General features: G+C 66.5%; 24 protein-coding genes and 2 tRNA genes. 12 read left to right on the top strand and 14 right to left on the bottom strand.

The features are described 5' to 3' along the window. Positions 1 to 5 precede the first annotated feature (5 nt). Entirely contained in the window at positions 6 to 161 is a 156-nt protein-coding gene (locus ACFCVM_RS11065) for a hypothetical protein (protein ID WP_375836213.1), read from the bottom strand. Positions 162 to 164: 3 nt separating this feature from the next. Beyond that, positions 165 to 956, bottom strand: a complete 792-nt coding sequence (locus tag ACFCVM_RS11060) for a class E sortase (protein ID WP_375836212.1) — start codon at positions 954 to 956, stop codon at positions 165 to 167. A 36-nt stretch (positions 957 to 992) separates the two neighbouring features. Here ACFCVM_RS11060 and ACFCVM_RS11055 point away from each other — a divergent pair, with 36 nt between their 5' ends. Further along, positions 993 to 1,268: a cell division protein CrgA gene (locus ACFCVM_RS11055; RefSeq protein ID WP_375836211.1), complete on the top strand. Its 276-nt coding sequence runs from the start codon at positions 993 to 995 to the stop codon at positions 1,266 to 1,268. A gap of 210 nt (positions 1,269 to 1,478) precedes the next feature. Here ACFCVM_RS11055 and ACFCVM_RS11050 read toward each other — a convergent pair whose 3' ends face one another. Together ACFCVM_RS11050 and ACFCVM_RS11045 are read right to left on the bottom strand one after the other, a co-directional pair. Beyond that, complete coding sequence (locus ACFCVM_RS11050) at positions 1,479 to 2,144, bottom strand: rhomboid family intramembrane serine protease (RefSeq protein WP_375836210.1); 666 nt, start codon at positions 2,142 to 2,144, stop codon at positions 1,479 to 1,481. A gap of 193 nt (positions 2,145 to 2,337) precedes the next feature. Continuing rightward, on the bottom strand, positions 2,338 to 2,877 hold the full coding sequence (locus tag ACFCVM_RS11045) for a peptidylprolyl isomerase (RefSeq protein WP_375836209.1): 540 nt from the start codon (positions 2,875 to 2,877) through the stop codon (positions 2,338 to 2,340). A gap of 119 nt (positions 2,878 to 2,996) precedes the next feature. Here ACFCVM_RS11045 and ACFCVM_RS11040 point away from each other — a divergent pair, with 119 nt between their 5' ends. Together ACFCVM_RS11040 and ACFCVM_RS11035 are read left to right on the top strand one after the other, a co-directional pair. Next, positions 2,997 to 3,515, top strand: a complete 519-nt coding sequence (locus ACFCVM_RS11040) for a hypothetical protein (protein ID WP_375836208.1) — start codon at positions 2,997 to 2,999, stop codon at positions 3,513 to 3,515. A 602-nt stretch (positions 3,516 to 4,117) separates the two neighbouring features. Beyond that, positions 4,118 to 4,369 carry a hypothetical protein gene (locus tag ACFCVM_RS11035; RefSeq protein ID WP_375836207.1) on the top strand — a complete coding sequence of 84 codons (252 nt, stop codon included), beginning with the start codon at positions 4,118 to 4,120 and terminating at the stop codon, positions 4,367 to 4,369. Positions 4,370 to 4,590: 221 nt separating this feature from the next. Here ACFCVM_RS11035 and ACFCVM_RS11030 read toward each other — a convergent pair whose 3' ends face one another. Next, positions 4,591 to 5,040, bottom strand: coding sequence for an NUDIX hydrolase (locus tag ACFCVM_RS11030; RefSeq protein WP_375836206.1), 450 nt, complete (start codon positions 5,038 to 5,040; stop codon positions 4,591 to 4,593). A 76-nt stretch (positions 5,041 to 5,116) separates the two neighbouring features. On the opposite strand from ACFCVM_RS11030, the gene ACFCVM_RS11025 reads away from it, so the two are divergent. Next, the gene (locus tag ACFCVM_RS11025) at positions 5,117 to 5,518 is read left to right on the top strand and encodes a hypothetical protein (protein ID WP_375836205.1); all 402 of its coding nucleotides are present in this window, start codon (positions 5,117 to 5,119) and stop codon (positions 5,516 to 5,518) included. Positions 5,519 to 5,591: 73 nt separating this feature from the next. On the opposite strand, the gene ACFCVM_RS11020 is transcribed toward ACFCVM_RS11025, so the two are convergent. The 9 genes from ACFCVM_RS11020 to dnaA form a co-directional block, all read right to left on the bottom strand. Then, positions 5,592 to 5,664 (bottom strand) — tRNA-Ala (locus ACFCVM_RS11020). A 46-nt stretch (positions 5,665 to 5,710) separates the two neighbouring features. Continuing rightward, positions 5,711 to 5,784, bottom strand: a tRNA-Ile gene (locus tag ACFCVM_RS11015). Between the two features lie 65 nt (positions 5,785 to 5,849). Beyond that, complete coding sequence (locus tag ACFCVM_RS11010) at positions 5,850 to 6,254, bottom strand: DUF3566 domain-containing protein (RefSeq protein WP_375836204.1); 405 nt, start codon at positions 6,252 to 6,254, stop codon at positions 5,850 to 5,852. A gap of 6 nt (positions 6,255 to 6,260) precedes the next feature. Beyond that, the gene (gyrA, locus tag ACFCVM_RS11005) at positions 6,261 to 8,846 is read right to left on the bottom strand and encodes a DNA gyrase subunit A (protein ID WP_375836710.1); all 2,586 of its coding nucleotides are present in this window, start codon (positions 8,844 to 8,846) and stop codon (positions 6,261 to 6,263) included. Between the two features lie 4 nt (positions 8,847 to 8,850). After that, the gene (gene gyrB, locus ACFCVM_RS11000; RefSeq protein ID WP_375836203.1) at positions 8,851 to 10,869 is read right to left on the bottom strand and encodes a DNA topoisomerase (ATP-hydrolyzing) subunit B; all 2,019 of its coding nucleotides are present in this window, start codon (positions 10,867 to 10,869) and stop codon (positions 8,851 to 8,853) included. A 122-nt stretch (positions 10,870 to 10,991) separates the two neighbouring features. Further along, positions 10,992 to 11,474, bottom strand: coding sequence for a DUF721 domain-containing protein (locus tag ACFCVM_RS10995; protein WP_179551617.1), 483 nt, complete (start codon positions 11,472 to 11,474; stop codon positions 10,992 to 10,994). Continuing rightward, a complete protein-coding gene (gene recF / locus ACFCVM_RS10990; RefSeq protein ID WP_375836202.1) occupies positions 11,467 to 12,702 on the bottom strand; it encodes a DNA replication/repair protein RecF in 1,236 nt (411 codons plus the stop codon). The genes ACFCVM_RS10995 and recF overlap by 8 nt, the downstream gene beginning before the upstream one ends. 109 nt (positions 12,703 to 12,811) lie before the next feature. Then, positions 12,812 to 13,960: a DNA polymerase III subunit beta gene (gene dnaN / locus ACFCVM_RS10985; RefSeq protein WP_375836201.1), complete on the bottom strand. Its 1,149-nt coding sequence runs from the start codon at positions 13,958 to 13,960 to the stop codon at positions 12,812 to 12,814. Between the two features lie 497 nt (positions 13,961 to 14,457). After that, positions 14,458 to 15,879, bottom strand: coding sequence for a chromosomal replication initiator protein DnaA (gene dnaA, locus ACFCVM_RS10980; protein WP_375836200.1), 1,422 nt, complete (start codon positions 15,877 to 15,879; stop codon positions 14,458 to 14,460). A 428-nt stretch (positions 15,880 to 16,307) separates the two neighbouring features. Between dnaA and rpmH the strand changes: the two genes are divergently transcribed. The 8 genes from rpmH to ACFCVM_RS10940 all read left to right on the top strand — a co-directional run bounded on the left by rpmH (position 16,308) and on the right by ACFCVM_RS10940 (position 26,152). Then, complete coding sequence (gene rpmH / locus ACFCVM_RS10975) at positions 16,308 to 16,445, top strand: 50S ribosomal protein L34 (RefSeq protein WP_022889115.1); 138 nt, start codon at positions 16,308 to 16,310, stop codon at positions 16,443 to 16,445. A 7-nt stretch (positions 16,446 to 16,452) separates the two neighbouring features. Next, positions 16,453 to 16,824, top strand: a complete 372-nt coding sequence (rnpA, locus tag ACFCVM_RS10970; RefSeq protein WP_375836199.1) for a ribonuclease P protein component — start codon at positions 16,453 to 16,455, stop codon at positions 16,822 to 16,824. A 1-nt stretch (position 16,825) separates the two neighbouring features. Then, positions 16,826 to 17,305, top strand: coding sequence for a membrane protein insertion efficiency factor YidD (gene yidD / locus ACFCVM_RS10965; protein ID WP_375836198.1), 480 nt, complete (start codon positions 16,826 to 16,828; stop codon positions 17,303 to 17,305). Positions 17,306 to 17,313: 8 nt separating this feature from the next. Further along, positions 17,314 to 18,267, top strand: coding sequence for a membrane protein insertase YidC (gene yidC, locus ACFCVM_RS10960; RefSeq protein ID WP_375836197.1), 954 nt, complete (start codon positions 17,314 to 17,316; stop codon positions 18,265 to 18,267). Between the two features lie 3 nt (positions 18,268 to 18,270). Beyond that, positions 18,271 to 18,768: a R3H domain-containing nucleic acid-binding protein gene (locus ACFCVM_RS10955; RefSeq protein ID WP_129231534.1), complete on the top strand. Its 498-nt coding sequence runs from the start codon at positions 18,271 to 18,273 to the stop codon at positions 18,766 to 18,768. A 16-nt stretch (positions 18,769 to 18,784) separates the two neighbouring features. Then, positions 18,785 to 19,414: a 16S rRNA (guanine(527)-N(7))-methyltransferase RsmG gene (gene rsmG / locus ACFCVM_RS10950; RefSeq protein ID WP_375836196.1), complete on the top strand. Its 630-nt coding sequence runs from the start codon at positions 18,785 to 18,787 to the stop codon at positions 19,412 to 19,414. A 4,885-nt stretch (positions 19,415 to 24,299) separates the two neighbouring features. Then, entirely contained in the window at positions 24,300 to 25,172 is an 873-nt protein-coding gene (locus ACFCVM_RS10945) for a ParA family protein (RefSeq protein WP_375836708.1), read from the top strand. Then, positions 25,172 to 26,152, top strand: a complete 981-nt coding sequence (locus ACFCVM_RS10940) for a ParB/RepB/Spo0J family partition protein (protein ID WP_375836195.1) — start codon at positions 25,172 to 25,174, stop codon at positions 26,150 to 26,152. Before ACFCVM_RS10945 ends, ACFCVM_RS10940 begins: the two co-directional genes overlap by 1 nt. Positions 26,153 to 26,257 lie beyond the last annotated feature (105 nt).

Below are 26,257 nucleotides of genomic sequence, written 5' to 3'. Positions count from 1 at the left end.
TCAGTTCACTCCACCGTGACGTTGATCGGGTTCAGGACGCCGTCGACCCACGGGAACACCCATGTGAAGAGAGCGAACACGGCCGCTGCGACGAGCAGCAGCACGAGGATGATGCGCAGCCACACGGGGCCGGGCAGCACCCGCCAGAGTGCACCGTACATGGCTCAGCTCCCCCACTTCGCGACGATCGGCGCGATCTCGGCAGGAGCGCCCGCCGCGCTCGGCTGCCAGGACTCGAGCACGCCGTAGGCGATGATGCGTTCGGCGGTCGAGAACAGCGGGTTGCAGCTCGTGAGCGTCACGATGCGATCGGTCGGCGCGAGGTCGGGGTGGTGCGGAACCGGCGCGAGCACATCGACCGTCTCGGGCGTCACGTACTCGAAGTCGCGGAAGCGGTAGGTGAACCATCCGTCTTTCGTCTGGATGTAGATCGCATCGCCGAGCTGCAGCTGCTCGATCTCGTGCATGCCGCCGCCGTAGGCGCTGCGGTGCGAGGCGATCGCGAAGTTGCCGACCTCTCCGGGCCGCTGCGTCTGCGGATAGTGCCCGACACCGAGGTCGAAGCTGTTGAGCACGTCGAGGCCGTATCCTTCGGCGATGTTGCGCTGCGAGTCCTCGCCGAAGCGGGGCACGTACATGACCGCGAACGCGTCGCCGTTGGCGTACTCGCTCGTGTCGACCACAGGGTCCCCGTAGTCAGCCGGGTCGGGCGGAGGAGTGGTTCCCTGCGCCGCGCGAGCCTGCGCCTGCCATTCGCTGCTGAGCTCGGATGCCGCGGAGGACTGCTGACCGGCCATGATGGCGTCGTTCCACCAGAGCTGCCATCCGAGGAACAGGAGGATCAGCACGCCCGCGGTGAGCAGCAGCTCCCCGAGCACTCCGACGATGCTGACGCGCGGGCGACGACCGTCCGAGGAGCGGCGCGCGCGTTGCGCATCGGCCTGGGACTCGGACATGAGGGCGATTCTAGCCCGCCGAGCAGGGAACCGAATGTGTCCGCAGGCGTTCCCTCGGCTAGAATCACCCGCATGGCACGTACGAAATCATCGAAGCCCGCGCGCGCAGAACAGGCGAGCGGCGAAGAGGCTCCGAACCCGGTGTGGTTCAAGCCCGTCATGTTCGGCTTCATGCTCGTCGGGCTCGCCTGGATCATCGTGTTCTACGTGAGCCAGGGCGCGTTCCCGATCGCCGATCTCGGCTCGTGGAACATCCTCATCGGCTTCGGCATCGCCTTCATCGGCTTCCTCATGACCACACGCTGGCGCTAGCCGGCGCGACAGACACGCAAGAGGGGCGGATGCTGCGGCATCCGCCCCTCTTGTCGTACCTGCCGTTCGCCGTGGCACGTGCCGCCGCGATGCAGAGTTCTCCACAGGGTGTGGAGAACTCGATGACCCCGTGTCCCCCGTAATGACGACAATTACACGGGTGTAACTCTCCCCAGCTGTGGAGAGCGCTGTGGATAACTTCGAACGGCGTCAGACGATCGGGAAGAAGACGTAGCGCAGGCTCAGCAGCACGAGCACGGCGCCCACGGCGATCAGGAGCCACAGCTGCAGGCGCTGCTGCGACCGCTTGCGCGTCTCGACCAGGATGAAGCCGATGAGCGCACCGGCGGCGAGACCGCCGAGGTGCGCCTGCCAGGCGACGTTCATGCCGGGGATGAAGCCGATGACGAGGTTGATGCCGAGCAGCACGAACAACTGCGTCGCCTGCCCGCCGAGCCGGCGCTGGATGACGAGGAACGCGCCCATGAGACCGAAGATGGCACCGGATGCCCCGACGACCGGCACGTTCGGCGGTGCGAGCCAGAGCACGCCTACCGAGCCGGCGAATCCGGCCAGGAGGTAGAGCGCGAGATAGCGCCACCGGCCGAGCAGACCTTCGAGCAACTGGCCGAAGATCCACAGGGTGTACATGTTGAGCAGCAGGTGCAGGATGCTGCCGTGCGCGAACACCGACGTCATCATGCGCCACGGCTCGAGCAGGCCCGGGTGGGAGTAGACGCCCGCGTAGCGGATCGAGTTCGTGACGGCGAGGCCCGGAATCAGCTGCAGGAGGTACACCGCGACGGAGATGCCGATGAGGGCATACGTGACGACGGGTGCACCGCGGCCGGCCGCCGAGCGCACGCGCGTCAGCACGGCCGGTTTCGTGCGCGGGGCGCTGGCCCGCTGCTCGCGCATGCACTCGGGGCAGATGACCCCGACCGGGGCCTGGGTCTGGCACTCGGGGCAGATCGTGCGCCCGCACCGTTGGCAGAGGATGTAGCTCTGCCGATCGGGATGCCGGTAACAGAAGTTCGCCCGATCAGGCCCCGAGTCGCTCACCTGTCGGTCAGACCTGCTCGACGGTGATGCTCTCGATGACGATGTCCTCGAGCGGCTTGTCGCGACCGTCGGTCGCGACGGCGGCGAGCTTGTCGACGACGGCCTGGCTCGCGGCGTCGGTCACCTTGCCGAAGATGGAGTGCTTGCCCTGCAGCCACGTGGTGGGGCCGACGGTGATGAAGAACTGCGAGCCGTTGGTGCCGCGGCCCATCTGGATGCCGGCGTTGGCCATCGCGAGCACGTAGGGCTCGGTGAAGTCGAGCTCGGAGTTGATCTCGTCGTCGAACTGGTAGCCGGGGCCGCCGACGCCCTGACCGAGCGGGTCGCCGCCCTGGATCATGAAGCCGGGGATGATGCGGTGGAAGATCACGCCGTCGTACAGCGGGGCGGTGGACTTCTCGCCGGTGGCAGGGTGGGTCCATTCGATCTCGCCGGTGGCGAGGCCGACGAAGTTCTTGACCGTCTTCGGGGCGTGGTCGCCGTAGAGGTCGACCTTGATCGGTCCGTGGTTGGTGTTGAGCGTCGCGACTGCGGTAGGAATCGGCATCCTCATATTCTGTCACGGGTGGATTCGTCAAGCGGCATGCCGGATTCGGACTCCCACCTCGCTTCCAGCCGTTTCGGTGGCAAGATGGAGTGGTTCGCTGCACATCGATGGAGGTCGAGATGAGCCTGTCACGCAAGCGCCGGAAGGAACTCAAGCGACTGCAGAGCAACGCTGGGGAACTCTGGGAGAACCAGCAGCACGTGCTCGAGCACGCCAATGCCGTCGCCCGCGAGGCCAGCCGTCAACTCGGCCACCTCACGCGCGAAGAGGTCGTGCCACGCGTTCGCACGGGGTACGACAGCTATGTCCGTCCCAACGTCCAGCGGGCCGGCACCGTCGCGCGCGCAGCCGGTGACACCATGGAGCGCACGGTCGGCAACGCGCTCGGCTCGGTGCTCTCGATCGGCGACATCGCCAACGACGCCCGTGTGCGCCGCGCCCTCGAGCGCGTCTCGCCTCGTGCGGCCGTGGTCGTCAAGGAGAAGAGCGGCCCGGGCTTCGGCACCTACCTCGCGATCGGCGCAGGAATCATCGCCGCCGCGGGCGTGGCCTACGCCGTCTGGCAGACATTCCGGGCCGACGACGAGCTCTGGGTCGCCGACGACGAGCCGACTCCGGGTCCCGCCACCGCGGCCTGACCCGCGCGAGTTTCCGATGGCCCCGCCTGATCCAGGCGGGGCCATCGTCGTCTCCGCACGAGCTCTCGGTCAGTGCAGACCCTGAATCTCGACGAATCTGTGAAAACGCCTTGCGGTCGACGTGAAAGTCCCGCTAGTGTCGGAAACCGTTGCCGAACACGCATGCAGAGAGGAGTTGATACCCATGATGAAGCACATCTTCACGCCAGCATTTACTGCGGCCCACACGGGAGTCCTCCTCGCGCCTCGGGCCTGCTAGCAGTTCGCCCCGACGACACGCGCGTTCGCGCCTGATCGTCCACTCCGCCCTTCGGGCGTGACCATGCGGCTTCGGCCGCGCATCCTGTCTGCGACCCTCGTCGCCGGCCGTCTCCTGCGAGACGAGCGGATGTCCCGGCTCACGCCCTGCCCGCGGAGGCGCGCCCGGCACTCGCCACGAGTCCCTCGCGCGCCACCACGCCCGGATGGGCTGCGGAGCCGCCGTTGCGGCGCCCGCGGACCGACATCCGGAATCACGTCGGCTCGACCCGTCTCGACACTCGACCGGGTCGGCCGCTGCACCACCCGCACCACACACGCACGACCCACCAGAAGGAATCACCGTGAATACGAGCACCATCTCCGCCGGTCGCACCGCACAGATGCAGACCGTCACCCTCCGCGCCGACGCGCGACAGCTCAGCGACCGCCTCGCGCTCCGCGCAGGGCACGCGCTCCTCGCCTGGAGCCGACGTCGCGACGAGCAGCGCACGCACTCGGCGACCGCCGAGCGCCGCAGGAACGAACACGCCGCAGCACGCCTGCAGGCCGACGAGTTCCGGCGCATCACCCTGATGGCACAGCCGCTGATCTGAGCCACCATGCGCACCAACGACAGCACCACACCAGCCAGGCCCCCGCAGGTCGGCATCGCGACGCTCGCGATTCGCCGACCCGCGGGGAGCTCGGCCACCCGCGGCCGTGTCGCGAACGGTTCGGCCACTCGGCCGGAACGTCGGCGACACGGCCGCGGGCGCGTTCACACCGACCCCGCGAGGCGCTGAGCGGCGCTCTGCGCCCAGCTCTGAGCCCGCTGCTACTCCCGAGTGGACGGCGGCACGCCGTCGGCCGGCTCTGCCGCATTCAGTCGCAGGGCGACGTCGAGCAGGCTCACGCGCTTCAGGCGCGGCACCTCGTCGAGGTCGAACCAGCGAGCCTCGTCGCTCGATCCGCCGACCTCGTTCCGGAGTCGGCCGCCGACCACGGCCGCGCGATAGATGACGCGCATCGCGTAGAGCGGCACGGCTCCCGAGTGACGCTTCGACGCCGGCACCACCATGGTGTCGATGCCGAGCAGGCGATCGACGGATGCCTCGTAGCCGGTCTCCTCGAAGATCTCCCGCCGAGCGGCCACGACCGGGTGCTCGGCACCTTCGATGCCGCCGCCGGGCAACGTCCATCCGGAGCGACCGTGCTCGTTCCAGTGCGCGAGCAGAATTCGGCCCTCGCGGATGATGACCCCGTACGCAGCGATGCGGATGTCCATCAGCACACTGTAGCGGGGCCATCGACGTGCCCGCCGTGCGCCGCTATGGTCGAGGCACCCGAGTGAACGGAGCGCCATGATGACCGTGCCGTCCAGGATGATCGCCGCATCGCCCGAAGTCGACCGCTATCTCGACGGCCTCCCGCCCGACCTCGCAGGCACGCTCTCGCGGCTCCGCGACGGCATCCGGGAGGTCGCGCCCGTCGGTGCTGTCGAGAACATCAAGTGGAACGGGCCGAACTACGCGCTCGACGGCGTCGATCGCGTGACGGTCGGCACCGACCCGCGCGGCAAGGTGCGCATCGTCATGCATCGCGGTGTGAAGATCGTCGACTCCGACGGATTCAGCTTCGACGACGACACCGGGCTCGTACGCTGGGCGGCGGTCGACCGCGGGGTGATCGCGCTCGACCCGGCAGAGATCGACGCGCATCGCGACGAGATCATCGTGTTGATCGATCGGTGGCTGCAGCTGTGACCGCGCCGGGTCGATCGTCGATGCGTCGATCTGGAGTGCGGCGCTCGAGCGAACGAACACCGACGGGAAACTGTGGAGCCTAGGAGATTCGAACTCCTGACATCCTGCTTGCAAAGCAGGCGCTCTACCAACTGAGCTAAGGCCCCGGGCGGATGCCGAGGCATCCGTTTCTTCATGTTGAGTTATTCACAGTGGGGATACGAGGACTTGAACCTCGGACCTCTTCGTTATCAGCGAAGCGCTCTAACCGCCTGAGCTATATCCCCGAATTTCGGCCAGAGGAAAGACTACCGGACGTGCCGGAAATCTCCGAATCGGGCCGAGGACGGCGTCAGTTGTTGGTGAATCCGACGAGGATGCCGCCCGTGATCTTGACGCTCAGGTTGTAGAGCACGGCGATGATGGCGCCGAGCGCCGTCGTGACGACGAGGTTCAGGAGCGCCGCGACGACCGCGAAGCCCATGACGTTGCCGAGCGACAGGATCGAGGTCAGGTCGCCGCCGGCGCCCGCCACGTCTTGCACGAGCTCGTTGACCTTGTCGAAGATGCCGGTCGAGCCCAGCACCGTGTAGATCAGGAAGGTGGCGACGATGCTGACGACCGCGAGGCACACGGCGACGAGGAACGACAGCTTCACCGCCGACCAGAAATCGATGTAGACGAGCCGGAGGCGCACCTGCTTGGCAGGGGTCTTCCGGTTCGACTTGCGGGCCAGCTTCTCGGCGACGCTACTCATGTAGGGTTACTCCTCTCGCGCGGGCTCGGCCGCTTCGGACTCGGCGGCCTCCTCCACGAGATTCCGTTCGGAATTCTTCGCGATGGCGATGATCCTGTCGTCGTTCGCGAACTTCGCGAACACGACGCCCATCGTGTCCCTGCCCTTGGCGGGAACCTCGGCGACGTCAGAGCGTACCACCTTGCCACTGGCAAGAACCACAAGGACCTCGTCGTCGCGACCGACGATCAGCGCGCCCGCGAGGTCGCCTCGATCCTCACTCAACTTGGCCACCTTGATGCCGAGTCCGCCGCGGTTCTGCAGGCGATACTGGTCGACCGCGGTGCGCTTGGCGTATCCGCCCTCGGTGACGACGAAGACGTACCTGGCGTCGTCGTCGGAGGCGCTCGCCTCGGACTCGTCGCCTTCGGCACCGTCGGTGAGCGATGCGGCGACGACGGATGCCTCGAGCAACTGGTCGCCCTCACGGAACGACATGCCCTTCACACCCGAGGTCGAACGGCCCATGGGCCGCAGCGCCTCATCGGTCGCCTCGAAGCGCAGGGACATGCCCTTCTTCGAGACGAGGAGGATCTCGTCGTGCACGCCTGCGAGCATCGCCGAGACGAGCTCGTCGCCCTCGCGCAGGTTGATCGCGATGACACCGCGCGAGCGGTTCGTGTCGTACGCCGTCAGCTCGGTCTTCTTGACGAGGCCCTCGCGCGTGGCCAGCACGAGGTACTGGGCCACGCTGTAGTCGCGGATGTCGAGGATCTCGGCGATCTGCTCGTCGGGCTGCATCTCGAGCAGGTTCGCGACGTGCTGGCCCTTCGCGTCGCGGCCGGCCTCCTGGATCTCGTACGCCTTCGCCCGGTAGACGCGGCCCATGTTCGTGAAGAACAGCAGCCAGTGGTGCGTCGTGGTGACGAAGAAGTGCTCGACGACGTCATCGGCCCGCAGCTGCGCGCCCTTGACGCCCTTGCCGCCGCGGTGCTGCGAGCGGTAGTTGTCGCTCCGCGTGCGCTTGACGTAGCCGCCGCGCGTGACGGTGACCACCATCTCCTCTTCGGGGATGAGGTCTTCGACCGACATGTCGCCGTCGAAGCCCGGCATGATGTGCGTGCGACGCTCGTCGCCGTACTTCGCGACGATGTCGGCGAGCTCGGTGGAGACAATCGTGCGCTGGCGTTCAGGGCGGGCCAGGATGTCTTGATAATCGGTGATCTCGGCCTGGATCGACTCGGCCTCGTCGATGATCTTCTGGCGCTCGAGCGCCGCGAGACGACGGAGCTGCATCGCGAGGATGGCATCGGCCTGGATGTCGTCGATCTCGAGCAGGTTCTTGAGCCCGTCACGTGCATCGTCGACCGTCGCCGAGGCACGGATCAGGGCGATGACCTCGTCGAGCGCGTCGAGCGCCTTGAGGTAGCCGCGCAGGATGTGCATGCGGGCCTCGGCCTCGCGCAGCAGGTACTGCGTGCGACGAACGATCACCTCGATCTGGTGGTCGACCCAGTGCGCGATGAATCCGTCGATCGAGAGCGTGCGCGGCACGCCGTCGACGATCGCGAGCATGTTCGCGCCGAAATTCTCCTGCAGCGAGGTGTGCTTGTAGAGGTTGTTCAGCACGACCTTCGCGACGGCGTCGCGCTTCAGCACGATCACGAGTCGCTGGCCGGTGCGGCCCGAGGTCTCGTCGCGGATGTCGGCGATGCCGCCGACCTTGCCGTCCTTCACGAGGTCGGCGATCTTGATCGCGAGGTTGTCGGGGTTGACCTGGTAGGGCAGCTCGGTGACGACGAGGCAGGTGCGGCCCTGCAGCTCCTCGACCGAGACCACGGCGCGCATGGTGATCGAGCCGCGGCCCGTGCGGTAGGCGTCGTTGATGCCCTTGACGCCGAGGATCTGCGCGCCGGTCGGGAAGTCGGGCCCCTTGATGCGCTGGATCAGCGCCTCCTGCAGCTCCTCACGCGAGGCCTCGGGGTGCTCGAGGTACCACTGGGCACCGGATGCCACTTCGCGCAGGTTGTGCGGCGGGATGTTCGTCGCCATGCCGACGGCGATGCCGACGGAGCCGTTGACGAGGAGGTTCGGGAATCGCGCCGGCAGGATCGACGGCTCCTGCGTGCGACCGTCGTAGTTGTCCTGGAAGTCGACGGTCTCCTTCTCGATGTCGCGCACCATCTCGAGCGCGAGGGGGGCCATCTTCGTCTCGGTGTATCGAGGGGCGGCCGCACCGTCGTTGCCGGGCGAACCGAAGTTGCCCTGGCCGAGCGCGAGCGGGTAGCGCAGGCTCCACGGCTGCACGAGGCGAACGAGGGCGTCGTAGATCGCCGTGTCGCCGTGCGGGTGGAACTGGCCCATGACGTCGCCGACGACGCGGGCGCACTTCGAGAAGGCGCGGTCGGGGCGGTAGCCGCCGTCGTACATCGCGTAGATGACGCGGCGGTGCACGGGCTTCATGCCGTCGCGCACGTCGGGCAGCGCACGCCCGACGATGACGCTCATCGCGTAGTCGAGGTACGAGCGCTGCATCTCGAGCTGCAGATCGACCTGGTCGATCTTGCCGTGGATGCCGGGGCCCTCGACCGTGTCGTCGCCGCCGGGGTTGATCACATCAGATGTCAAGGAAACGCACGTCCTTCGCGTTCTTCTGGATGAAGTTGCGGCGGCTCTCGACGTCTTCGCCCATCAGGGTGGAGAAGATCTCGTCGGCGGCGGCCGCGTCGTCCATGGTGACCTGCAGCAGCGTGCGGGTCTCGGGGTTCATCGTGGTCTCCCACAGCTCCTGGTGGTTCATCTCACCGAGACCCTTGTAGCGCTGCACGCCGTTGTCCTTCGGGATGCGCTTGCCGGAGGCGATGCCTGCGGCGAGCAGCGCGTCGCGCTCCTTGTCGGAGTAGACGTACTCGTGGTCGGAGTTGGTCCACTTCAGGCGGTACAGCGGCGGCTGCGCGAGGTACACGTAGCCGAGCTCGATGAGTGGACGCATGTAGCGGAACAGCAGCGTGAGCAGCAGGGTCGTGATGTGCTGGCCGTCGACGTCGGCATCGGCCATGAGCACGATCTTGTGGTAGCGCGCCTTCTCGGTGTTGAAGTCCTCGCCGATGCCGGCGCCGAACGCCGTGATCATCGCCTGCACCTCGTTGTTGGCGAGTGCGCGGTCGAGTCGGGCCTTCTCGACGTTCAGGATCTTGCCGCGCAGCGGCAGGATCGCCTGCGTCTCGGGGTTGCGGCCCTGCACGGCGGAGCCGCCGGCCGAGTCGCCCTCGACGATGAAGATCTCGGAGATCGACGGGTCCTTCGACGAGCAGTCCTTGAGCTTGCCGGGCATGCCGCCCGACTCGAGCAGGCCCTTGCGCCGGGTCGCCTCGCGCGCCTTGCGCGCCGCAATGCGGGCCGTGGCGGCCTGGATCGCCTTGCGGATGATGTCGCGCGCCACCGTGGGGTTGCGCTCGAACCAGTCGCCGAGCTGGTCGGAGGTGACCTTCTGCACGAACGACTTCGCCTCGGTGTTGCCGAGCTTGGTCTTCGTCTGGCCCTCGAACTGCGGCTCGGAGAGCTTCACCGAGATGACCGCGGTGAGGCCCTCGCGCACATCGTCGCCGGAGAGGTTGTCGTCCTTCTCCTTGATGATGCCCTTCTCACGGGCGTACTTGTTGACGAGGGTCGTGAGGGCTGCGCGGAATCCCTCTTCGTGCGTGCCGCCCTCGTGGGTGTTGATCGTGTTCGCGTAGGTGTGCACCGACTCGGTGTACGACGTCGTCCACTGCATGGCGACCTCGAGCGCGATCTTGCGATCGGTGTCCTCGGACTCGAAGGAGATGATCTCCTCGTTCACGAGGTCGGACTTCTTCGAGCGGTTGAGGTACTCGACGTAGTCGACGAGGCCGCGCTCGTAGAGGAACGTGTCGGTGCGGGGGCCGGGAGTCGAGGCATCCGCTTCGCTCGCCGCCGTGTCTTCGGGGTCGATCTCGACATGGCCGCTGCGCTCGTCGGTGAGGGTGATGCGCAGGCCCTTGTTGAGGAAGGCCATCTGCTGGAAGCGGCTGCGGAGCGTCTCGTAGTCGAACTCGACGGTCTCGAAGATGTCGGGGCTCGGCCAGAACGTGATCGTCGTGCCGGTCTCGTCGCTCGCCTCGTCTTGCGAGAGCGGTGCGTCGGGCACGCCGACGGTGAACGACTGGCGCCACACGTGGCCTTGGCGGCGCACCTCGACGTCGAGCTTGGTCGAGAGCGCGTTGACGACGGATGACCCGACGCCGTGCAGCCCACCGGAGACCGCGTAGCCGCCGCCGCCGAACTTGCCGCCGGCGTGCAGCACCGTGAGCACGACCTCGACCGTCGAGCGGCCCTCGGTCTTGTGGATGTCGACCGGGATGCCGCGGCCGTCGTCGATGACGCGCACACCGCCATCGGGCAGGATCGTCACGTCGATGGTGGTGGCATGGCCCGCAAGCGCTTCATCGACCGAGTTGTCGACGATCTCGGAGACGAGATGGTGCAGGCCTCGTGGGCCCGTCGAGCCGATGTACATACCCGGCCGCTTGCGAACCGCTTCGAGCCCCTCGAGTACCTGGATCTCATCAGCACCGTAAGCCGGTGACTGCTGGGGGTTCGTCGGTTCCGCTGTCATGTGTGAATCGGGCTCCTGACCGTCATTCTGGCGACTCTCGATCCTATCAAATCGAGGGTCGACACAAGCCTCGAAGCGCCGTCTGGGGCGATTTCACGTTCCCAGTGACCGAATTTGCCTGCCTAGCCGTAGGTATCGCGCGGACCACGCCCTGGAACCGATCTGGGACCCTTTTTCCAGGTGGGGGCATCGGGGCCCTGAAAGCGGATCGTGTCGACCCCCGCTCCGGGGAATCTCGTCGTGATCTCGGTGACGAGCTGCGTGCGCATCATGCGAAGCTGCGTCGCCCATGCGGTCGACTCGCAGCGCACCTGCAGCACGCCGCCCTCGATCGCGATGGGTTCGGTGTGCCGGGCGGTCTCCTCACCGGCGATCTCGGCCCACGATGCCAGCACGTCGTGCTGCGACAGCGGCCCGCTCCATCCGAGCTGCGCGCTCAGCGAATCGATGGTGTCGCCGAGCGGCTTCGGGTCGCGGCCCGGGCTGAAGGGCTCGCTGCCGGATGCCTCGCGAGTGCGGACCCGACCAGGACGCCCGGTGCGTGTGCGGGGCTCGCCGCCGAAGATCTCGCGGAAGTGCTGGTAGACACGGGACGCCTCAGACATCGGCGACCTCGGGCTCGCTCGGAACCTCGGGCTCGTTCGAGATCTTGGGCTCCGCGGCCGCCGGTGATGTCTCGGCCTCGCCGTCGACGATTCGGCCGGCCGCGATGTGCACGACGCGAGCCGTCAGCGGAGCCGGAACGTCTTCGAGCACCGCGGCCGTCACGAGCACCTGCTCGAAACCGGCGATCGCATGGGCGAGGCGTTCGCGCCGCAGGCGGTCGAGCTCGGCGAAGACGTCGTCGAGCACGAGCACCGGGTCGCCGGTCATCGAGTCGCGGCGCAGGAGTTCGGCCGAGGCGAGGCGCAGGGCGAGTGCGAACGACCAGGACTCGCCGTGACTCGCGTACCCCTTCGCCGGCAGTCCGTTCAGGAGCAGCACGACGTCGTCGCGATGCGGACCGACGAGGGTGACGCCGCGCTCGAGCTCCTTCGGGCGAAGCATGCGCAGTGCCTCGGCGAACCGCTCACGAGTGCCGATCGCCGACTCAGCGGCCCCGATCACCTGTTCGGGATCGGAGTCGGGGTCGGCCCCGTCGATGGAGAGCAGCGGTGTCATGCCCGGCCCGTGGTCGGCGTCGACGATCGCACGGTACGCCGCGGCCAGAGGATCGCGGAGCTCGTCGACGAGCGCGAGTCGCTGATCGATGAGTTCGGATCCGAACGCGACGAGTCGCTCGTCCCAGATGTCGAGGGTCGTCAACTTCTCGACGGCGAGTCCGCGCGCCCGCGCGCTCTTCAGGAGCGAGTTGCGTTGCTTGAGCACTCGCTCGTAGTCGGCCATCACTCCCGAGAGGCGCGGCGTGCGCTGGATGAGCAGCTCGTCGAGCATTCGCCGGCGCACCGAGGGCTCTCCGCGAACGATCGCGAGGTCTTCAGGGGCGAAGAGCACGCTGTGGGCGTAGCGCGGCAGTTCTCGAGTCTTCACGGGCGAGCGATTGAGCTGAGCCCGATTGGCGCCCTGACGGTTGAGCTGCAGTTCGACGAGCAGCTCGCGGTCACCGTGCGAGAGCAGCGCCCGCACGATCGCGGCGTCTGCGCCGGCCCGGATGAGCGCCTGATCGCCCGAGACCCGGTGCGACCCGAGTGTGGCGAGGTAGCCGATCGATTCGACGAGGTTGGTCTTGCCCTGGCCGTTGCGCCCGACGAGCACCGTCGCGCCCGGCCCGAGTTCGAGTTCGGCCCGCTCGTAGTTGCGGTAGTCGGTCAATGAGAGCCGGGCGACATGCACGCTGGGCTCCCTTCAGCAGCGGGGCATCCGGATGCCCCGGAGCCGACGGATTCGCAATTGACCACGCTACCCCGCACCGCCGACGACGGGCTGGGCCCGCGGCGACGGACTAGCGCAGCAGCAGGTTCGGCTGCAGCAGGTAGCGGTAGCTGTCGGCGCCGGCCTGTTCGCGCGAGGACTGGCTCGTGATGAGCACGGGGCCCGGCTTGTTGGGGTTCTCGGTCTTCGTGAACGAGACGCGCACGAACTCCGAGTGCACGGCGCCGAGGCCGTCGAGCAGGAACTGCGGCTTCAGCGAGACGACCGTGTCGTCGCCCGTGAGGATCGCGTCGATCGACTCGGAGGCCTGGGCCTGCTCGCTGCCGATCGCCTCGAGGGTGAGGCCGTCGGCCGTGAAGCTGTAGCGGAGCGCCGCCTCGCGCTCGAGCACGAGGGCGACACGACGGGTCGCCTCGATGAGCTCAGCGGTGTTCACCACCGCGTAGTTGTCGACGGTCTCGGGGAAGAGCCGGCGCACGGGCGGGAAGTTTCCCTTGATGAGGAGCGACGTGACGGTCTTCTTCTCGGCGCTGAATGCGATGAGCTCACGGTCGTCGCGGCTCGTGATCGAGACCGAGATCGTGCCGGAGTGGCCGAACGTCTTGCCGACCTCTTGCAGGGTGCGGGCGGGAACGAGCGCCGTGACCGACTCCTCGCTCGCGACGGAGCCGCCGTCCCAGTCGAGTTCCCGCACGGCGACGCGGTAGCGATCGGTGGCGACGAGGCTGAGGTTGTTCTCGCGCACCTCGAGCTGCACGCCCGTGATGACCGGGGTGACGTCGTCGCGGGACGCGGCGACGGCGACCTGTGCGACGGCTGCAGCGAATTCCTCGGCGGGAACGACGCCCGACTGCTCGCCGATCTCGGGAATGGAGGGGTACTCCTCGACCGGCATCGACAACAGGGTGAAGCTCGCGGAGCCGCAGCTCACGGAGATACGGCTCTCTTCGGTCGCCACGCGCACGGGGGCGTTCGGCAGGCGGCCCGCGATCTCGGCGAGGAGACGACCGGAGACGAGCACGGTGCCGGTCTCTTCGACGTCGGCCTGGATCTCGGTCTGCGATGAGACCTCGTAGTCGAACGAGGAGAGCACGAGACCGTCGGCGTTCGCCTGGATCAGCACGCCCGAGAGGATCGGCAACGTGGTGCGCTGCGGCAGCAGCTTGACGGCGAATGAAACGGCCTCACTGAAGACGTCGCGGTTGACCTGGAACTTCACGGTACTCCCGTCGTGGATGTCGCTGGGTGGCTCCCATGCTATCCGCAGAGATCGCCCGAACGCGGGCGAATCGATCACGAACCGAGTCGCGAAGACCAGTTCGAGGTGCGCCGATCCACAAGGTTGTGGGAATCCCCACTTAAACCCTTAACTCTTAACAGTGTTAACCGCTGTGGAAACTGTGGATGGTGTTCGGAGACCCGCGGAACGACGCTGATCCGGGGGCATCCGATCTGTGCACAGTGTGTGGGTTCGTGAGCGGATGCCTCACTCCGATGCCGAACGCATGACACCGTTCTGCACAGGCGAGCACCCTGTCTCAACAGGCGCTGGGCGGTTGCTCGTTAACAATCCACAGGTTCTCCACAACTGTGGGAATCGGTCGTCAGAGGCCTGCACAAGGGCTGCAGACCTCGTTTCGGGGGTCTCCGCCGTCGCCGGAGGGCGCGACGAACACCGCCCGGAACGGACGGCGGTTCGCGCACTCGGGCGACGGCTCAGCGGTAGCGACTGACCTGCTTGATGCGCGCGGTGAGCTCGGTGACCTGGTTGTAGATGGAGCGACGCTCCTTCATGAGTTCCGAGATCTTCTTGTTGGCGTACATGACCGTCGTGTGGTCGCGGTTGCCGAAGAGCTGCCCGATCTTCGGCAGCGACAGGCTCGTGAGCTCGCGGCAGAGGTACATCGCGATCTGCCGCGCGGTGGCCACGGCCTGCGATCGGCTCGAACCGTAGAGGTCATCGACGGTCAGCTTGAAGTAGTCGGCGGTGGCCGTGATGATGTCGACCGGCGACACGACGTTGTCCGAGTCATCCGTGATGAGGTCTTTCAACACCGTCTGCACGAGCGGCATGTCGACCGGAGTGCGGTTGAGGCTCGCGAACGCGGTGACGCGGATCAGCGTGCCCTCGAGTTCGCGGATGTTCGACGAAACCTTCGACGCCATGTATTCGAGGATGTCGTCGGGCACCTGGAGCCGCTCGGACTGCGCCTTCTTGCGGAGGATCGCGATGCGGGTCTCGAGGTCGGGGGCCTGCACGTCGGTGATGAGACCCCACTCGAAGCGACTGCGCATGCGGTCTTCGAACCCCGTGAGGTGCTTCGGCGGCACGTCGCTCGTGATCACGACCTGCTTGTTGTGGTCGTGCAGCGTGTTGAAGGTGTGGAAGAACGCCTCCTGCGTCTCCGCCTTGCCCTGCAGGAACTGGATGTCGTCGATCAGCAGGATGTCGATGTTGCGATACCGCTGCTGGAAGAGGGAACCGCGGTTGTTCGCGATCGAGTTGATGAAGTCGTTCGTGAATTCCTCAGAACTCACGTAGCGCACGCGGATTCCGGGATACAGGCTCATCGCGTAGTGGCCGATGGCGTGCAGGAGGTGCGTCTTGCCGAGGCCCGAGTCGCCGTAGATGAAGAGCGGGTTGTACGCCTTCGCCGGCGCCTCGGCCACGGCGACCGCAGCCGCGTGGGCGAAGCGATTGGACTGGCCGATCACGAAGCTCTCGAACGCGTACTTCGGGTTGAGCCGGGTGTCGCGCGATGCGACGGGGCTCGTGTTCTCGAAGACCGACTGCGGGGATGCCGGCAACTCGACCGGATCGATCGCGTCATCGACGAATGGAGACTGCGGTTCGGGAGTCCTCGCCTCTTCGAGTTCGGGATTGACGACCACGTAGAACGAGGTCACGGGTGACGGAGCCTCGACCACGCTCATCGCCGAGAGCAACGAGACCCGCATGCGCTGATTGAGCATGCTCGCGGTGAAGTCGTTCGGCACCTCCAGATAGAAGGTGCCCGCCGCGATGCCCTTGGGTTCGACCAGGTTGAGGAAGCCCTGGAGCATCGGGGTGATCGCGTCGTCGTCTGACAGCCGATCGAGGATCGTCGCCCACGTATCCGTGATGGGCTGCTCTGTCATCGTTCCCCGCAATCATTCGGTGGCCGTCGTCTGTCCGCTCATCGATCCCCCGATCGACGGAGCAAGCGGCGCGACGCGCGTGTTCTCTGCGTTGTCCACGGCCTGTGGGGAGATTTCGGAAGAAGCCCGAGAATCCGCGCACCAAGCTGGGGATAACTGGTGTCAAACGCTATCCGAGGAAGGCGCTCCCGACAAATGCCGATTGAGGGATTCGACAGGGCGGGCGTGTCGTTCCACAGGCGATCCTGAGGTTCGAGCGATACTGTCTCTTTTGAACTGCGGCCGTTTCCGTGTCGGTTCGGTTTGACCCCGAGCCTTCGAGGCCGTAGTTTTAATCAGTTGACCCCAGCCCGTCAGGGCACCCAGTTTTCCCGCCTTCACGCAACCAGCGATTTTCGGCGAGGAGATCCGAACGCCGGAGAAGAAGAATGAGCAAGCGTACTTTCCAGCCGAACAACCGTCGTCGCGCCAAGAAGCACGGCTTCCGCCTTCGCATGCGCACCCGCGCCGGCCGTGCCATCCTTTCGGCACGCCGCGCAAAGGGTCGCACCGAGCTCTCCGCGTAGTTCTTCGGTGCTCGCCAAAGCCAATCGCATCACGAGCGCCGACGACTATCGAGTCATCGTGCGCCGTGGGGCGAAGGTCGCCGGTGCCCACACCGTGAGCTATGTGCGCTCACGGGAGTCGGGCACCGACGCACGCTTCGGCTTCATCGTCTCGAAGAAGGTCGGCGGCGCAGTCCGCCGCAATCTCGTGCGTCGACGCCTGAAGGCCGTCTGCCACGAGGCACTCGGCGACGGCATCTCCGATGTCGACGTCGTCGTGCGAGCACTGCCGTCGGCATCCCTCGCCGACTGGAACGAGATCCGCACCGAGGTACTCGGTGCACTCCAACGCCGACGCGCACGTGCGTCGGCCGCAGCAGCGCAGGAGAAGGGCGACTAGCGTGAAGAACGCCGTCCTGTTCGCCGCGCTGATCCCCCGCAATGCCGGGGTCCTCCTCATCCGCGGCTATCGCGCCGCGATCTCGCCGTTGTACGGCGATGTCTGCCGGTACTACCCGTCCTGTTCGGCCTACGGCCTGGGTTCGGTGCAGCAACGCGGCCTCGTCATCGGATCGCTGCTCACGGCATGGCGCATCCTCAGGTGCAACCCCTGGTCGGCCGGCGGCATCGACGACGTTCGCGCCGCAAAGCACTCCCGCTATCGCGTCACCCGGTTCGGGTGGGTCATCCCCGCCGGTTGGGCGGATGCTACGACATCCGCTGCGCTCGACGCGACCGCTCACGCTCACGCCCACGCCTCCGATTCCGCCGGCCACGATGCATCCGTCGGTCCTGCGGTCGCAGTCGTTCCGGCTCCAGACTCGCGCCGCGATGACGCGGCGCTCGCGCTTTCCTCCCCCGACCTGTTCCGAAAGGACTGACCCACCCAATGCCCGATATCATCAGCCTGGTCCTCTGGCCCATCAAATGGGTCATCGAGCTGATCCTCGTCGCGTTCCACTCGATGTGGACGTTCTTCGGGCTCAACCCCGACGCGGGTGTGACGTGGGTGCTGTCGATCGTCGGCCTCGTCATCGTCGTGCGGGCCGCGCTCATCCCGATCTTCGTCAGGCAGATCAAGAGCCAGCGCCGCATGCTCGAGGTGGCGCCGCAGCTCAAGAAGATCCAGGACAAGTACAAGGGCAAGAAGGACCAGTTCTCCCGCGAGGCGATGTCGCGCGAGACCATGGACCTCTACAAGAAGACGGGCACCAACCCGCTCTCCTCGTGCCTGCCGCTGCTGCTGCAGATGCCGATCTTCTTCGGTCTGTTCTCCGTGCTCAACGACGCCCAGCACGACAAGGCCGGCGTCGGCGTGTTCACGCAGGATCTCGCCAACTCGTTCGCGAACTCCGAGATCCTCGGCGCACCGCTGAAGGGCACCTTCATCGGTGCGATGAACGGCGAGTACCCCTGGCAGGTCATGGTCATCGCCGCGACGATGATCGTGCTCATGACCGCGTCGCAGTTCATCACCCAGCTGCAGATCGTCTCGAAGAACATGTCGCCCGAGACCAAGGCGAGCCCGATGTTCCGCCAGCAGCGCATCATGCTCTACCTGCTCCCCCTCGTGTTCGCCTTCTCGGGTGTCGCATTCCCCATCGGCGTCATGTTCTACTGGCTCGTCTCGAACTTCTGGACCATGGGTCAGCAGTTCGTGGTCATCCGCAACATGCCGACGCCCGGCAGCGAGGCCGCGAAGGCCCGCGAGGAGCGCCTCGCCCGCAAGGGCAAGCTCGTCGTCGAAGAGAAGAACCAGACCGAGATCGAAGCGCCTGAGGCGAAGAAGACTCAGCGCCAGCAGCCCGTGAGCAAGGCTCGCGCGAAGAAGCAGGGGAAGTAACCCATGACCGACGTACAGCACGACGCCGCAGAGCGCTCCACCTCGCAGCTCGAAGAGGAAGGCGACATCGCGGCCGACTACATCGAAGAGCTCCTCGACATCATGGACCTCGACGGCGACATCGACATCGATGCTCGCAACGGTCGCGCCTATGTCTCGGTGAACGCCGGTGAGGGCGCGAACCTCAACCTGCTTGCGAAGCCCGAGACGGTGAGCGCCTTCCAGGAGCTCACGCGCCTCGCGGTGCAGACCAAGACCGGCGCGTTCTCACGCTTGATCCTCGACATCGGCGGGTCGCGTGACGCACGTCGCGACGAGCTCGCCGGGCTGGTCGAGCGCGCAGCGGAGCGCATCGAGGGAGGGGCCGCTGAGGCATCCCTCCCCCCGATGTCGTCGTACGAGCGCAAGCTGGTGCACGATCTCGTCGCCGAGCGCGGCCTCCACTCGGAGTCGCGCGGCGAAGGCTCCGACCGTCACACGGTCATCACGCGCGTTGGCTGACGTTTCACGTGAAACGATGATCGACGGAGTCGAACCCGAGCCGGCCGCCGCAGTCGAGCTCTTCGGCGAGCACATCGAGGGCGGACGAGCGTTCACGGACGCACTCGCGCGCCACGGCGAGGAACTCGGGCTGATCGGTCCGCTGGAGCTGCCGCGCCTGTGGACCCGCCACATCCTGAACAGCGCACTGGTCGCACCTCTGTTGCGACCCGGGCGCGTGGGCGACGTCGGGTCCGGCGCCGGCCTGCCGGGTATCGTGCTCGCGATCATGCGGCCGGATGTCTCGTTCACCCTCATCGAGCCGATGGAGCGTCGAGTCGCATGGCTCGAGCGCCAGGCCGACGAGCTCGGCCTCTCGAACGTGACGGTCGTGCGTGCGCGCGCCGAGGAGTCCAAGCTGTTCGACTCGCTCGACCAGGTGACGGCACGTGCGGTGAGCGCACTTCGCACCCTGATTCCGGTGACCGCTCCCCTGTTGCGGCCCGGCGGTGAGCTCGTGCTCATGAAGGGCGCGGGGGTCGACGGCGAGATCGGTGCGGCCGAGAAGGTCATTCGCAGGTACCACCTGCATGACGTCGAGGTCCTCGTGCTCGGCGAAGGCGTCGTCTCCGAGGTCACGCGGGTGTTCCGCGCGACTGCGGGCTGACGCCACTCCCCCCCGGGTGTGCCGTTCTCGATTCACCCCGTGATTGCGGCGCTTGTCGTTCGTCGGTGCGCCCAGGTGCGATCGCACCTGGGTTGCTCGCCGCGGGGATGGAGGGCTGCGCTCACCTCTCACAGCTCGCCGCTGCGGTAGACCTGAGCGGTTGCCGCCGGTGTTGTGCATGATCGTCATTCCGCTGGGGCGCTCGATGGCGGATCGCTCGGCGTACCGCCCAATCTTCAGGCGGTGCGTCGGTCCGGTTCGATCGCGATTGGCGCTGCGCGCGACGACTGCGCCGCCGAACGGGCCATCTCTCGGCCTGCGCAGCCTTCGGTCGGAGGAGTCCGGTTGTGCTTCTTTCGATGCTCAGAGAGCCACGTTCGGGGGCGGACAGTCGCCGCGTGGTTCGGCGTGATCGGCGACCCGCTTCGTGACCATTCGGGCCGCCATCCCTTTCGGTGTTTCACGTGAAACCCCGTGCACTGCGACCGCTGAACTGGTGAGCTGCGGTCGGCTGGGGGCGGCGTCATCGTCGCTCACCGAATGCGTACCCGGCGCGTAGGCCCACGGCGGACGCGCACGGACATGCGGCGTTGCAGGAGGACGCGCCTTCAGCTCGCAGGTGTCACGCTCGAGACACGGTGTGGCAGTTCCTCCGTCAGGTCCGTTGGCGACCGAAGACGGAGTCGGCGGGGGCGCCGCGACATCCTCACGGTCTTCCCGTCGCGAACCGATCCATCCTCGGCGGATGGGAAGGCATCGCGCGGTGGTCGGTGCCGCCGTCGGGCTGAGCGGGCCGAGGGGTTGCCCATCGCACGAGATGCATCCCGGTGGTACGGCAGGTTCGCGCGGGCTTCCGCGCGAGGCGCTCGCGAGTGCGATGGTGCAGTGATCGAGATCGCTGGAGGCGTTCGATCGAGAAGGGTCGTTCGGCCTGATCGTCGGCGACGCGCCCGCGCTTCCAACTCGCGGATGCGGATGAACCGCACGCACACACCTGTCGCAGCTCGCGCGGGCGACTTCACGGTGGACGGCCCCCGATCAACGATTCGATCCCGTATTCGAACCACGCGGCACGAAGGCCGTTTCGGCGCCGCCTCCGCTCTGATGTCCCGTGGGTCGACGCGTCCAGTCCATGCGTCCAGCGAGTACTCCACCGTGGGCGGAGACGGGCTGGTCGCCTCCGTTCGGCTCGCGCACACCACCGCGGTGTCTTCCATCCCGACGATGTCATCGCATTTGATCCGGTGCCCGAGAGTGCCCTCTCTTCTGGGACCACACTCCCCACCGCACTCGGACGTCCTCAGCGTGCGGCCATGGACGGGGCAGGCTCTGCTCGATCCGGCGGTCCGTGCGGGCCAACGTCCGCGAACCACGCGACTGCACCGGGCGGATTCGCCGACATCGCTGAGCTGCGCTCCCGTACCGATGGCGACTGGTTCCCACGGGTGGCCGGCCTTCCGCACAGTTGGGGGATTCCGCCATCGGGTCGGGCCTCCCCCATCGAGTCCGTGCACCTCGACACTGAGTCACCACCCTGCAGTCGTCGGTGTCACAGACCGTTGACTCCTCTCTCGGCGTGAGTGATGGATCCCGCCCCCCGGGTCTCATCCGCCATATCGCGCGCTGGCATCCTGCGGTGGTCGATGCCACGGAGCGCTCATCGGGTTCAGTATCTCTTCGTCCTCGAGCTCGGGTTCAGATGCGGGTCGTTTGCGAACCCCGAGCTCGGATGCCCTGTCCGCCTTCTCGTCGATTCGTGTTCGGGAGAGACCTTCTGGATTGCTCTCCAGGGAATCGCAGTCCGACTCGCTCACCGCCCGGCAGTCGCTGGCTCATCGAAAGCCTTCGTTTCCATGACTCGGGTCGCGAGGTTGTGCGTTCGCATGGCTCCGTAGCTCATCGTTCGCGAAGGATCGGTGGCGGCTCTGGTTCATCACGATGGGAGCAGTTGGTGACGCGAGACAGGACTCCCCCGACGTGATCGTCCACGTCCGATCTGTGCCTGCTGCCCGAGCGTCGCTCTCCGTGACCCGGTCGGACTCGTCGGCACGGCGAGAGTCAGCGCAGGGGTCCGTCGTATGCAGCCGGGTCTCCGAGCTTCAGCGGGTCTCCGAGCCTCCCACGAAGGTCGACGCACGCCGAAGGGGGCTGAGGCGAACGGCTCGCCGCGGTCGATGCTGCCGATGGTTCGCCTGAGACCTCGCGGATGTCGGGTGTCGTCGGAGGCGAGCGGGATGACGGACGCGTGGCTGACTCTTCGCGTGAAGCGTCGGTGTGCCGAGCGAGCTGGAGCGAGCCGGATGACCGGACGGGTGGTGGACGTTTCACGAGAACATCGGCGCGTGTCGAACGTGGTCGAAGGCGAACTGGACGATGAGATGGGGCCGGGTGTTTCACGTGAAACGTCGCTGGCGTCGATCGAGCCGGAGGCGACTGCATGCCAGGCTGGTTGGCGGATGTTTCACGTGAAACGTTGGTGTGTTCGAGCGGACTGGCGGTGAGTCGCTTCGTGGGGTCGACGGGCAGGACGTTTCACGTGAAACATCGATCGGCTGAGGTGTTGCAGGAGACCTGGTCTCTTGCGCCGCGCACCAACGCGATGGGCTGCACGACGAGCGCGCGTAGGTGCGGCCAGTGCGCACGAGCACCTGGGCGAGACCCGGCGTTCGCGATGGCCCCGATGGGTCCGGGTCGACACTCAGTGATCTGGTTGCTGTCGCAGTGCCCAATTCAGACGCATCGCGTCGGCGAGCTGCTCGGATCGCTCGGACACGGCGCTGCGCTGCGTCCGTGCAGGCACCTGTCGATCCTGCTGTCTCCGCGGTGCTGAAGAACTGGCGCGTCCCCGTCGGGCGGAGGCGCGCTGGACCCGCCCAGCTGTGCCGGCCCTGTCGTCGCGATGAGAACATCGAGGCGCTTCCGGATCCTGCATCGCTCCACCAACGGATCGGAGCGCCTCGCGCGCCGGTGCTCGGTGAGTGCAACGGTTTGTGGATCGCTCGGGCATCACTGCTGCCGATGAGTTCATACACGCGTTCGTCGATCCAGGGTTGCGGCTGCAATGGCAGATCAGGCGGAGAGCTCCGGCGAGTCACGTCTGCTGTGCTGCCGGCACCGCCGGGTCATGCGGCTGCCCGATCCGCGTCATGACAGCTCTCGATCCCATTGCCGCGACTGGCGAGACAGCCACGATGAGCGCAGGCCTTGCCGTCATGTTTCACGTGAAACACTGCGAACCGGTCCCCGGGTCCCCGCCGGACGGAGGATGCTCGGGTCGATCGCGACTGGCTGCACGAGCGAACCTGTTTGACGCGCCGACACCGACCCGGCGCCGGGTGCGCGAACGGAGAGATCCCATCATCGAGTCGCAGCACACGAGCGGCTCCACTTCTGCTACGCAGAATCGCACGACGGAGTGACAATCGTCGGCTCGCCACTCATGCATCCCACCTCCTCGCGACGGCGGGGCTTGCAACTGGGCGCGTTTCAGGTGGTCGCGCCGATGTTGTTGCATGCCAGACCGCTGGACCTTCGGTCGCGTCGCGCTCGACGGGCATGCGTCCGATCGTTGCAGGCGGCCGCCACGTTGAGGATCTGGCGTGGAACGACAGCTCGTCCGGGAGCACTGCATGGGTGGTCGTGGAGCGTCCACTCTTCCACAGGACGATCGGTCCGGATCTGGCGGAGTTCGCTCGTGTTTCAACTTGAGAGTCGGTCGCGGCGGTTAGGCTTGACTCTCGGATCGAGGACTCCGCAGACGCGGCGATTCTCTCGAAAACCAAGGATTTGGAGCGTCGGCATGGCACAGGGCGGGGGACGTGGATGGTTTCACCGCAAGCGCCCTCAGCCCTCCCCTGACGAGCCCGCCGGTGGTACGACGCATTCGAAGTCCGCGCCGGCCACGCCGGCTGACGCATCGGATGGACTCTCGCGCCAGGCCGACCCGGCTGTCGATCTGCAGCGGCTCGCCGACTGGAGTCCTGAGTCTCGATCGAGCGCGACGCCGGCCGGTACGAGCGCTGCTTCCACTGCCGCACCCCACAGCACCGACGATGGGGCAGGCTCGATCGAGAGTGCAACGGTACGCATCGCCCATGGCGACGGCGCACAGAACACGGCCCATACGGCAGTCGCCGACGAGGTTGCAGTGGCTGCGCCTGCCGCAGCAGGCACCACGACAACGACCGGTGAACCTCCAGCACCTCGTGGAATCGACTGGGACGCCGAGACAGCTGCCGCTCTCCGAGCGGACGCCGATCCTGCAGGCGACCCCGCGGAGCACCATCCCGGCGGGCCCGACCGGCTTCTCGAAGACCTGATCCGCGAGATTGTCGGAGATGCAGCCGCCGACACTGCGTCGGCGCTCCATCCCGCACGTCCAGGTGAGTCCGCGGCTCCTGCCCAGGAAACGCCCGCTCCGACCACGCCTCCTCCGACGATGAACGTCACCTCGACGACGCCCGTTCCGACGATGAACGTCACCTCGACGACGCCCGTTCCGACGATGGACGCCACCTCGACGGCGCCCGCTCCGACCACAGCGCCCGCTCCGACCACAGCGCCCGCTCCGACCACAGCGCCCGCTCCGACCACAGCGCCCGCTCCGACCACAGCCGTTCCAAGCACTCCTGCTCCCGAGGCCGCAGTCCCCCAGGTTTCCCCCTTGGGGAACGACCAGAGCACGGGCGAGGTCCCGCCGGAACGCAGCGCCCTGCCACTTCAGCAGGCACTCTCGGTCCCATCGACCTCACTGTCTGTCGAGTCGACTCTTCCGCAGCACGGCGCCCGTTCGATCGTTCAACCCCCGGCCCCTGAAGCACCCCCCGCACCAACCGAAGCCCCCGATGTTTCACGTGAAACATCGTCAGATCACGGAGGAACTCCCCTGGCTTACGAACTCGCCGATGAGACCCGTCGGCGCACCGCACTCGACGAAGCGGTACTGCCGCTTCCGCCATCGACCCGCGTGCTGACGATCTCCAATCAGAAGGGCGGGGTCGGCAAGACCACCACCGCCGTGAATCTCGCCGCTGGGCTCGCCCGCGCAGGTGCCCGAGTGCTCGTCATCGACCTGGATCCTCAGGGCAACGCCTCGACAGCACTCGGTGTCGACCACCGATCAGAGCGCAAGAGCGTCTACGAGGTACTCGTCTCCGACGTCTCGCTCGCGGAGGTGGTGCAGCCCTCGACCGAACACGAACTGCTCGACTGCGTCCCCGCGACCATCCACCTCGCCGGCGCTGAGATCGAACTCGTCTCCCTCGTGGCGCGCGAGCAGCGACTGCGTCGAGCGCTCGATGCCCACCTCGCTTCGATGGATCGCCCATACGATTACGTCTTCATCGACTGCCCGCCGTCACTCGGACTCCTGACGATCAACGCATTCGTCGCAGCGCGTGAGGTGCTGATCCCGATCCAGTGCGAGTACTACGCGCTCGAAGGCCTGTCCCAGTTGCTCAGCAACATCGAACTGATCGAGAAGCACCTCAACCCCGAGCTGCGTCTCTCGACCATCCTGTTGACGATGTACGACTCGCGCACCAACCTCGCCCAGCAAGTGGCGCAAGAGGTTCGCGACCACTTCCCTGTTCAGACGCTCGAGACGATCATCCCCCGATCGGTTCGCGTCTCGGAGGCTCCGAGCTACGGCCAGAGCGTGATCAGCTACGACTTCGGATCAACCGGATCCCTTTCGTATCGCGAGGCGGCGGCAGAAATCGCTCGTCGCGGAGCGGCAACACCCGAGGAGTCGAACTGATGGCAACCAAACGAACCGGCCTCGGACGTGGGATCGGCGCGTTGATCCCGAGCGGTGAAGACAGCACTCGGGCGCGCCCGGTCGATGTGTTCTTCCCTGAATCAGACGCTCAGCAGACCACCGCGGTCGCTGTCGTCGAACCGGCTGCATCGGCGGAGGGCCTCGTCACGGTACCCGGCGCCCATCTCGCCCGACTTGATCCGAACGACATCCTGCCCAATGCGCACCAGCCGCGCAGCGTCTTCGACCCCGACGACCTCGCAGAGCTCGTGCACAGCGTGCGTGAGTTCGGTGTGCTGCAGCCGATCGTCGTTCGCCGTCATCCCGAGCTCGCCGGCAAGTACGAACTGGTCATGGGTGAGCGTCGTCTTCGCGCCACCAAGGCCGCCGGCCTCGACACGATTCCAGCAGTCGTCAAGGACACCGCGAACGAAGACATGCTGCGTGACGCGCTGCTCGAGAACCTTCATCGCTCGCAGCTGAACCCGCTTGAGGAAGCGTCGGCCTATCAGCAGCTGCTGGCCGACTTCGGCATCACCCAGGAGCAGCTCGCTTCGCGCATCGGCCGCTCGCGTCCGCAGATCTCGAACACGCTCAGGCTTCTGCGTCTCCCCGAGCCGGTCCAGCTTCGGGTCGCGGCTGGCGTGCTGAGTGCAGGTCACGCGCGCGCGATCCTGTCGATCGGTGACGACGTCGCCGAGATGCAGCGATTCGCCGACAAGATCGTGAATGAAGAACTGTCGGTTCGTGCGGCCGAGGCGGTGGCGACGAAGGAGCCGAAGGTGTCTCGCCCGAAGCCCGCTGCCGGCAAACGACAGGACTTCCTGGAGGATCTGGCCAGCCGCTTGGGCGATCGGCTCAACACTCGCGTGAAGATCGCTCTTGGTGCTCGAAAAGGCCAGATCACAGTCGATTTCGCAACCGTTCAGGATCTGCGTCGGATTCTCACCGAGTTGGGCGAGAATCTCGACGGCGTGTGATCACTGATCGCCCGGAGAATCCGTTCTGACGAACTGAAATCAATCGATTCGAGGGGCACGAGGAGTGCGCGCATCGCCTTTCCGAACGTGAAGAGGGTCGGCCCA

Source organism: Agromyces sp. NPDC056389 (assembly GCF_042262385.1).
Lineage (GTDB): Bacteria > Actinomycetota > Actinomycetes > Actinomycetales > Microbacteriaceae > Agromyces.
Note: the sequence above shows the minus strand (reverse complement) of the source record. Positions and strands in the feature narration are given on the sequence as shown.

Bases quoted from the DNA above. Each gene is read 5' to 3' on its own strand.
- ACFCVM_RS10955 (WP_129231534.1), top strand. From the start codon at position 18,271: ATGACCGACGTACAGCACGACGCCGCAGAGCGCTCCACCTCGCAGCTC.
- ACFCVM_RS10995 (WP_179551617.1), bottom strand. From the start codon at position 11,474: ATGTCTGAGGCGTCCCGTGTCTACCAGCACTTCCGCGAGATCTTCGGC.
- ACFCVM_RS11025 (WP_375836205.1), top strand. From the start codon at position 5,117: ATGATGACCGTGCCGTCCAGGATGATCGCCGCATCGCCCGAAGTCGAC.
- ACFCVM_RS10940 (WP_375836195.1), top strand. From the start codon at position 25,172: ATGGCAACCAAACGAACCGGCCTCGGACGTGGGATCGGCGCGTTGATC.
- ACFCVM_RS11045 (WP_375836209.1), bottom strand. From the start codon at position 2,877: ATGCCGATTCCTACCGCAGTCGCGACGCTCAACACCAACCACGGACCG.
- yidC (WP_375836197.1), top strand. From the start codon at position 17,314: ATGCCCGATATCATCAGCCTGGTCCTCTGGCCCATCAAATGGGTCATC.
- ACFCVM_RS11065 (WP_375836213.1), bottom strand. From the start codon at position 161: ATGTACGGTGCACTCTGGCGGGTGCTGCCCGGCCCCGTGTGGCTGCGC.
- gyrB (WP_375836203.1), bottom strand. From the start codon at position 10,869: ATGACAGCGGAACCGACGAACCCCCAGCAGTCACCGGCTTACGGTGCT.
- ACFCVM_RS11060 (WP_375836212.1), bottom strand. From the start codon at position 956: ATGTCCGAGTCCCAGGCCGATGCGCAACGCGCGCGCCGCTCCTCGGAC.
- dnaA (WP_375836200.1), bottom strand. From the start codon at position 15,879: ATGACAGAGCAGCCCATCACGGATACGTGGGCGACGATCCTCGATCGG.
- ACFCVM_RS11010 (WP_375836204.1), bottom strand. From the start codon at position 6,254: ATGAGTAGCGTCGCCGAGAAGCTGGCCCGCAAGTCGAACCGGAAGACC.
- ACFCVM_RS11030 (WP_375836206.1), bottom strand. From the start codon at position 5,040: ATGGACATCCGCATCGCTGCGTACGGGGTCATCATCCGCGAGGGCCGA.
- rpmH (WP_022889115.1), top strand. From the start codon at position 16,308: ATGAGCAAGCGTACTTTCCAGCCGAACAACCGTCGTCGCGCCAAGAAG.
- rsmG (WP_375836196.1), top strand. From the start codon at position 18,785: ATGATCGACGGAGTCGAACCCGAGCCGGCCGCCGCAGTCGAGCTCTTC.
- ACFCVM_RS11040 (WP_375836208.1), top strand. From the start codon at position 2,997: ATGAGCCTGTCACGCAAGCGCCGGAAGGAACTCAAGCGACTGCAGAGC.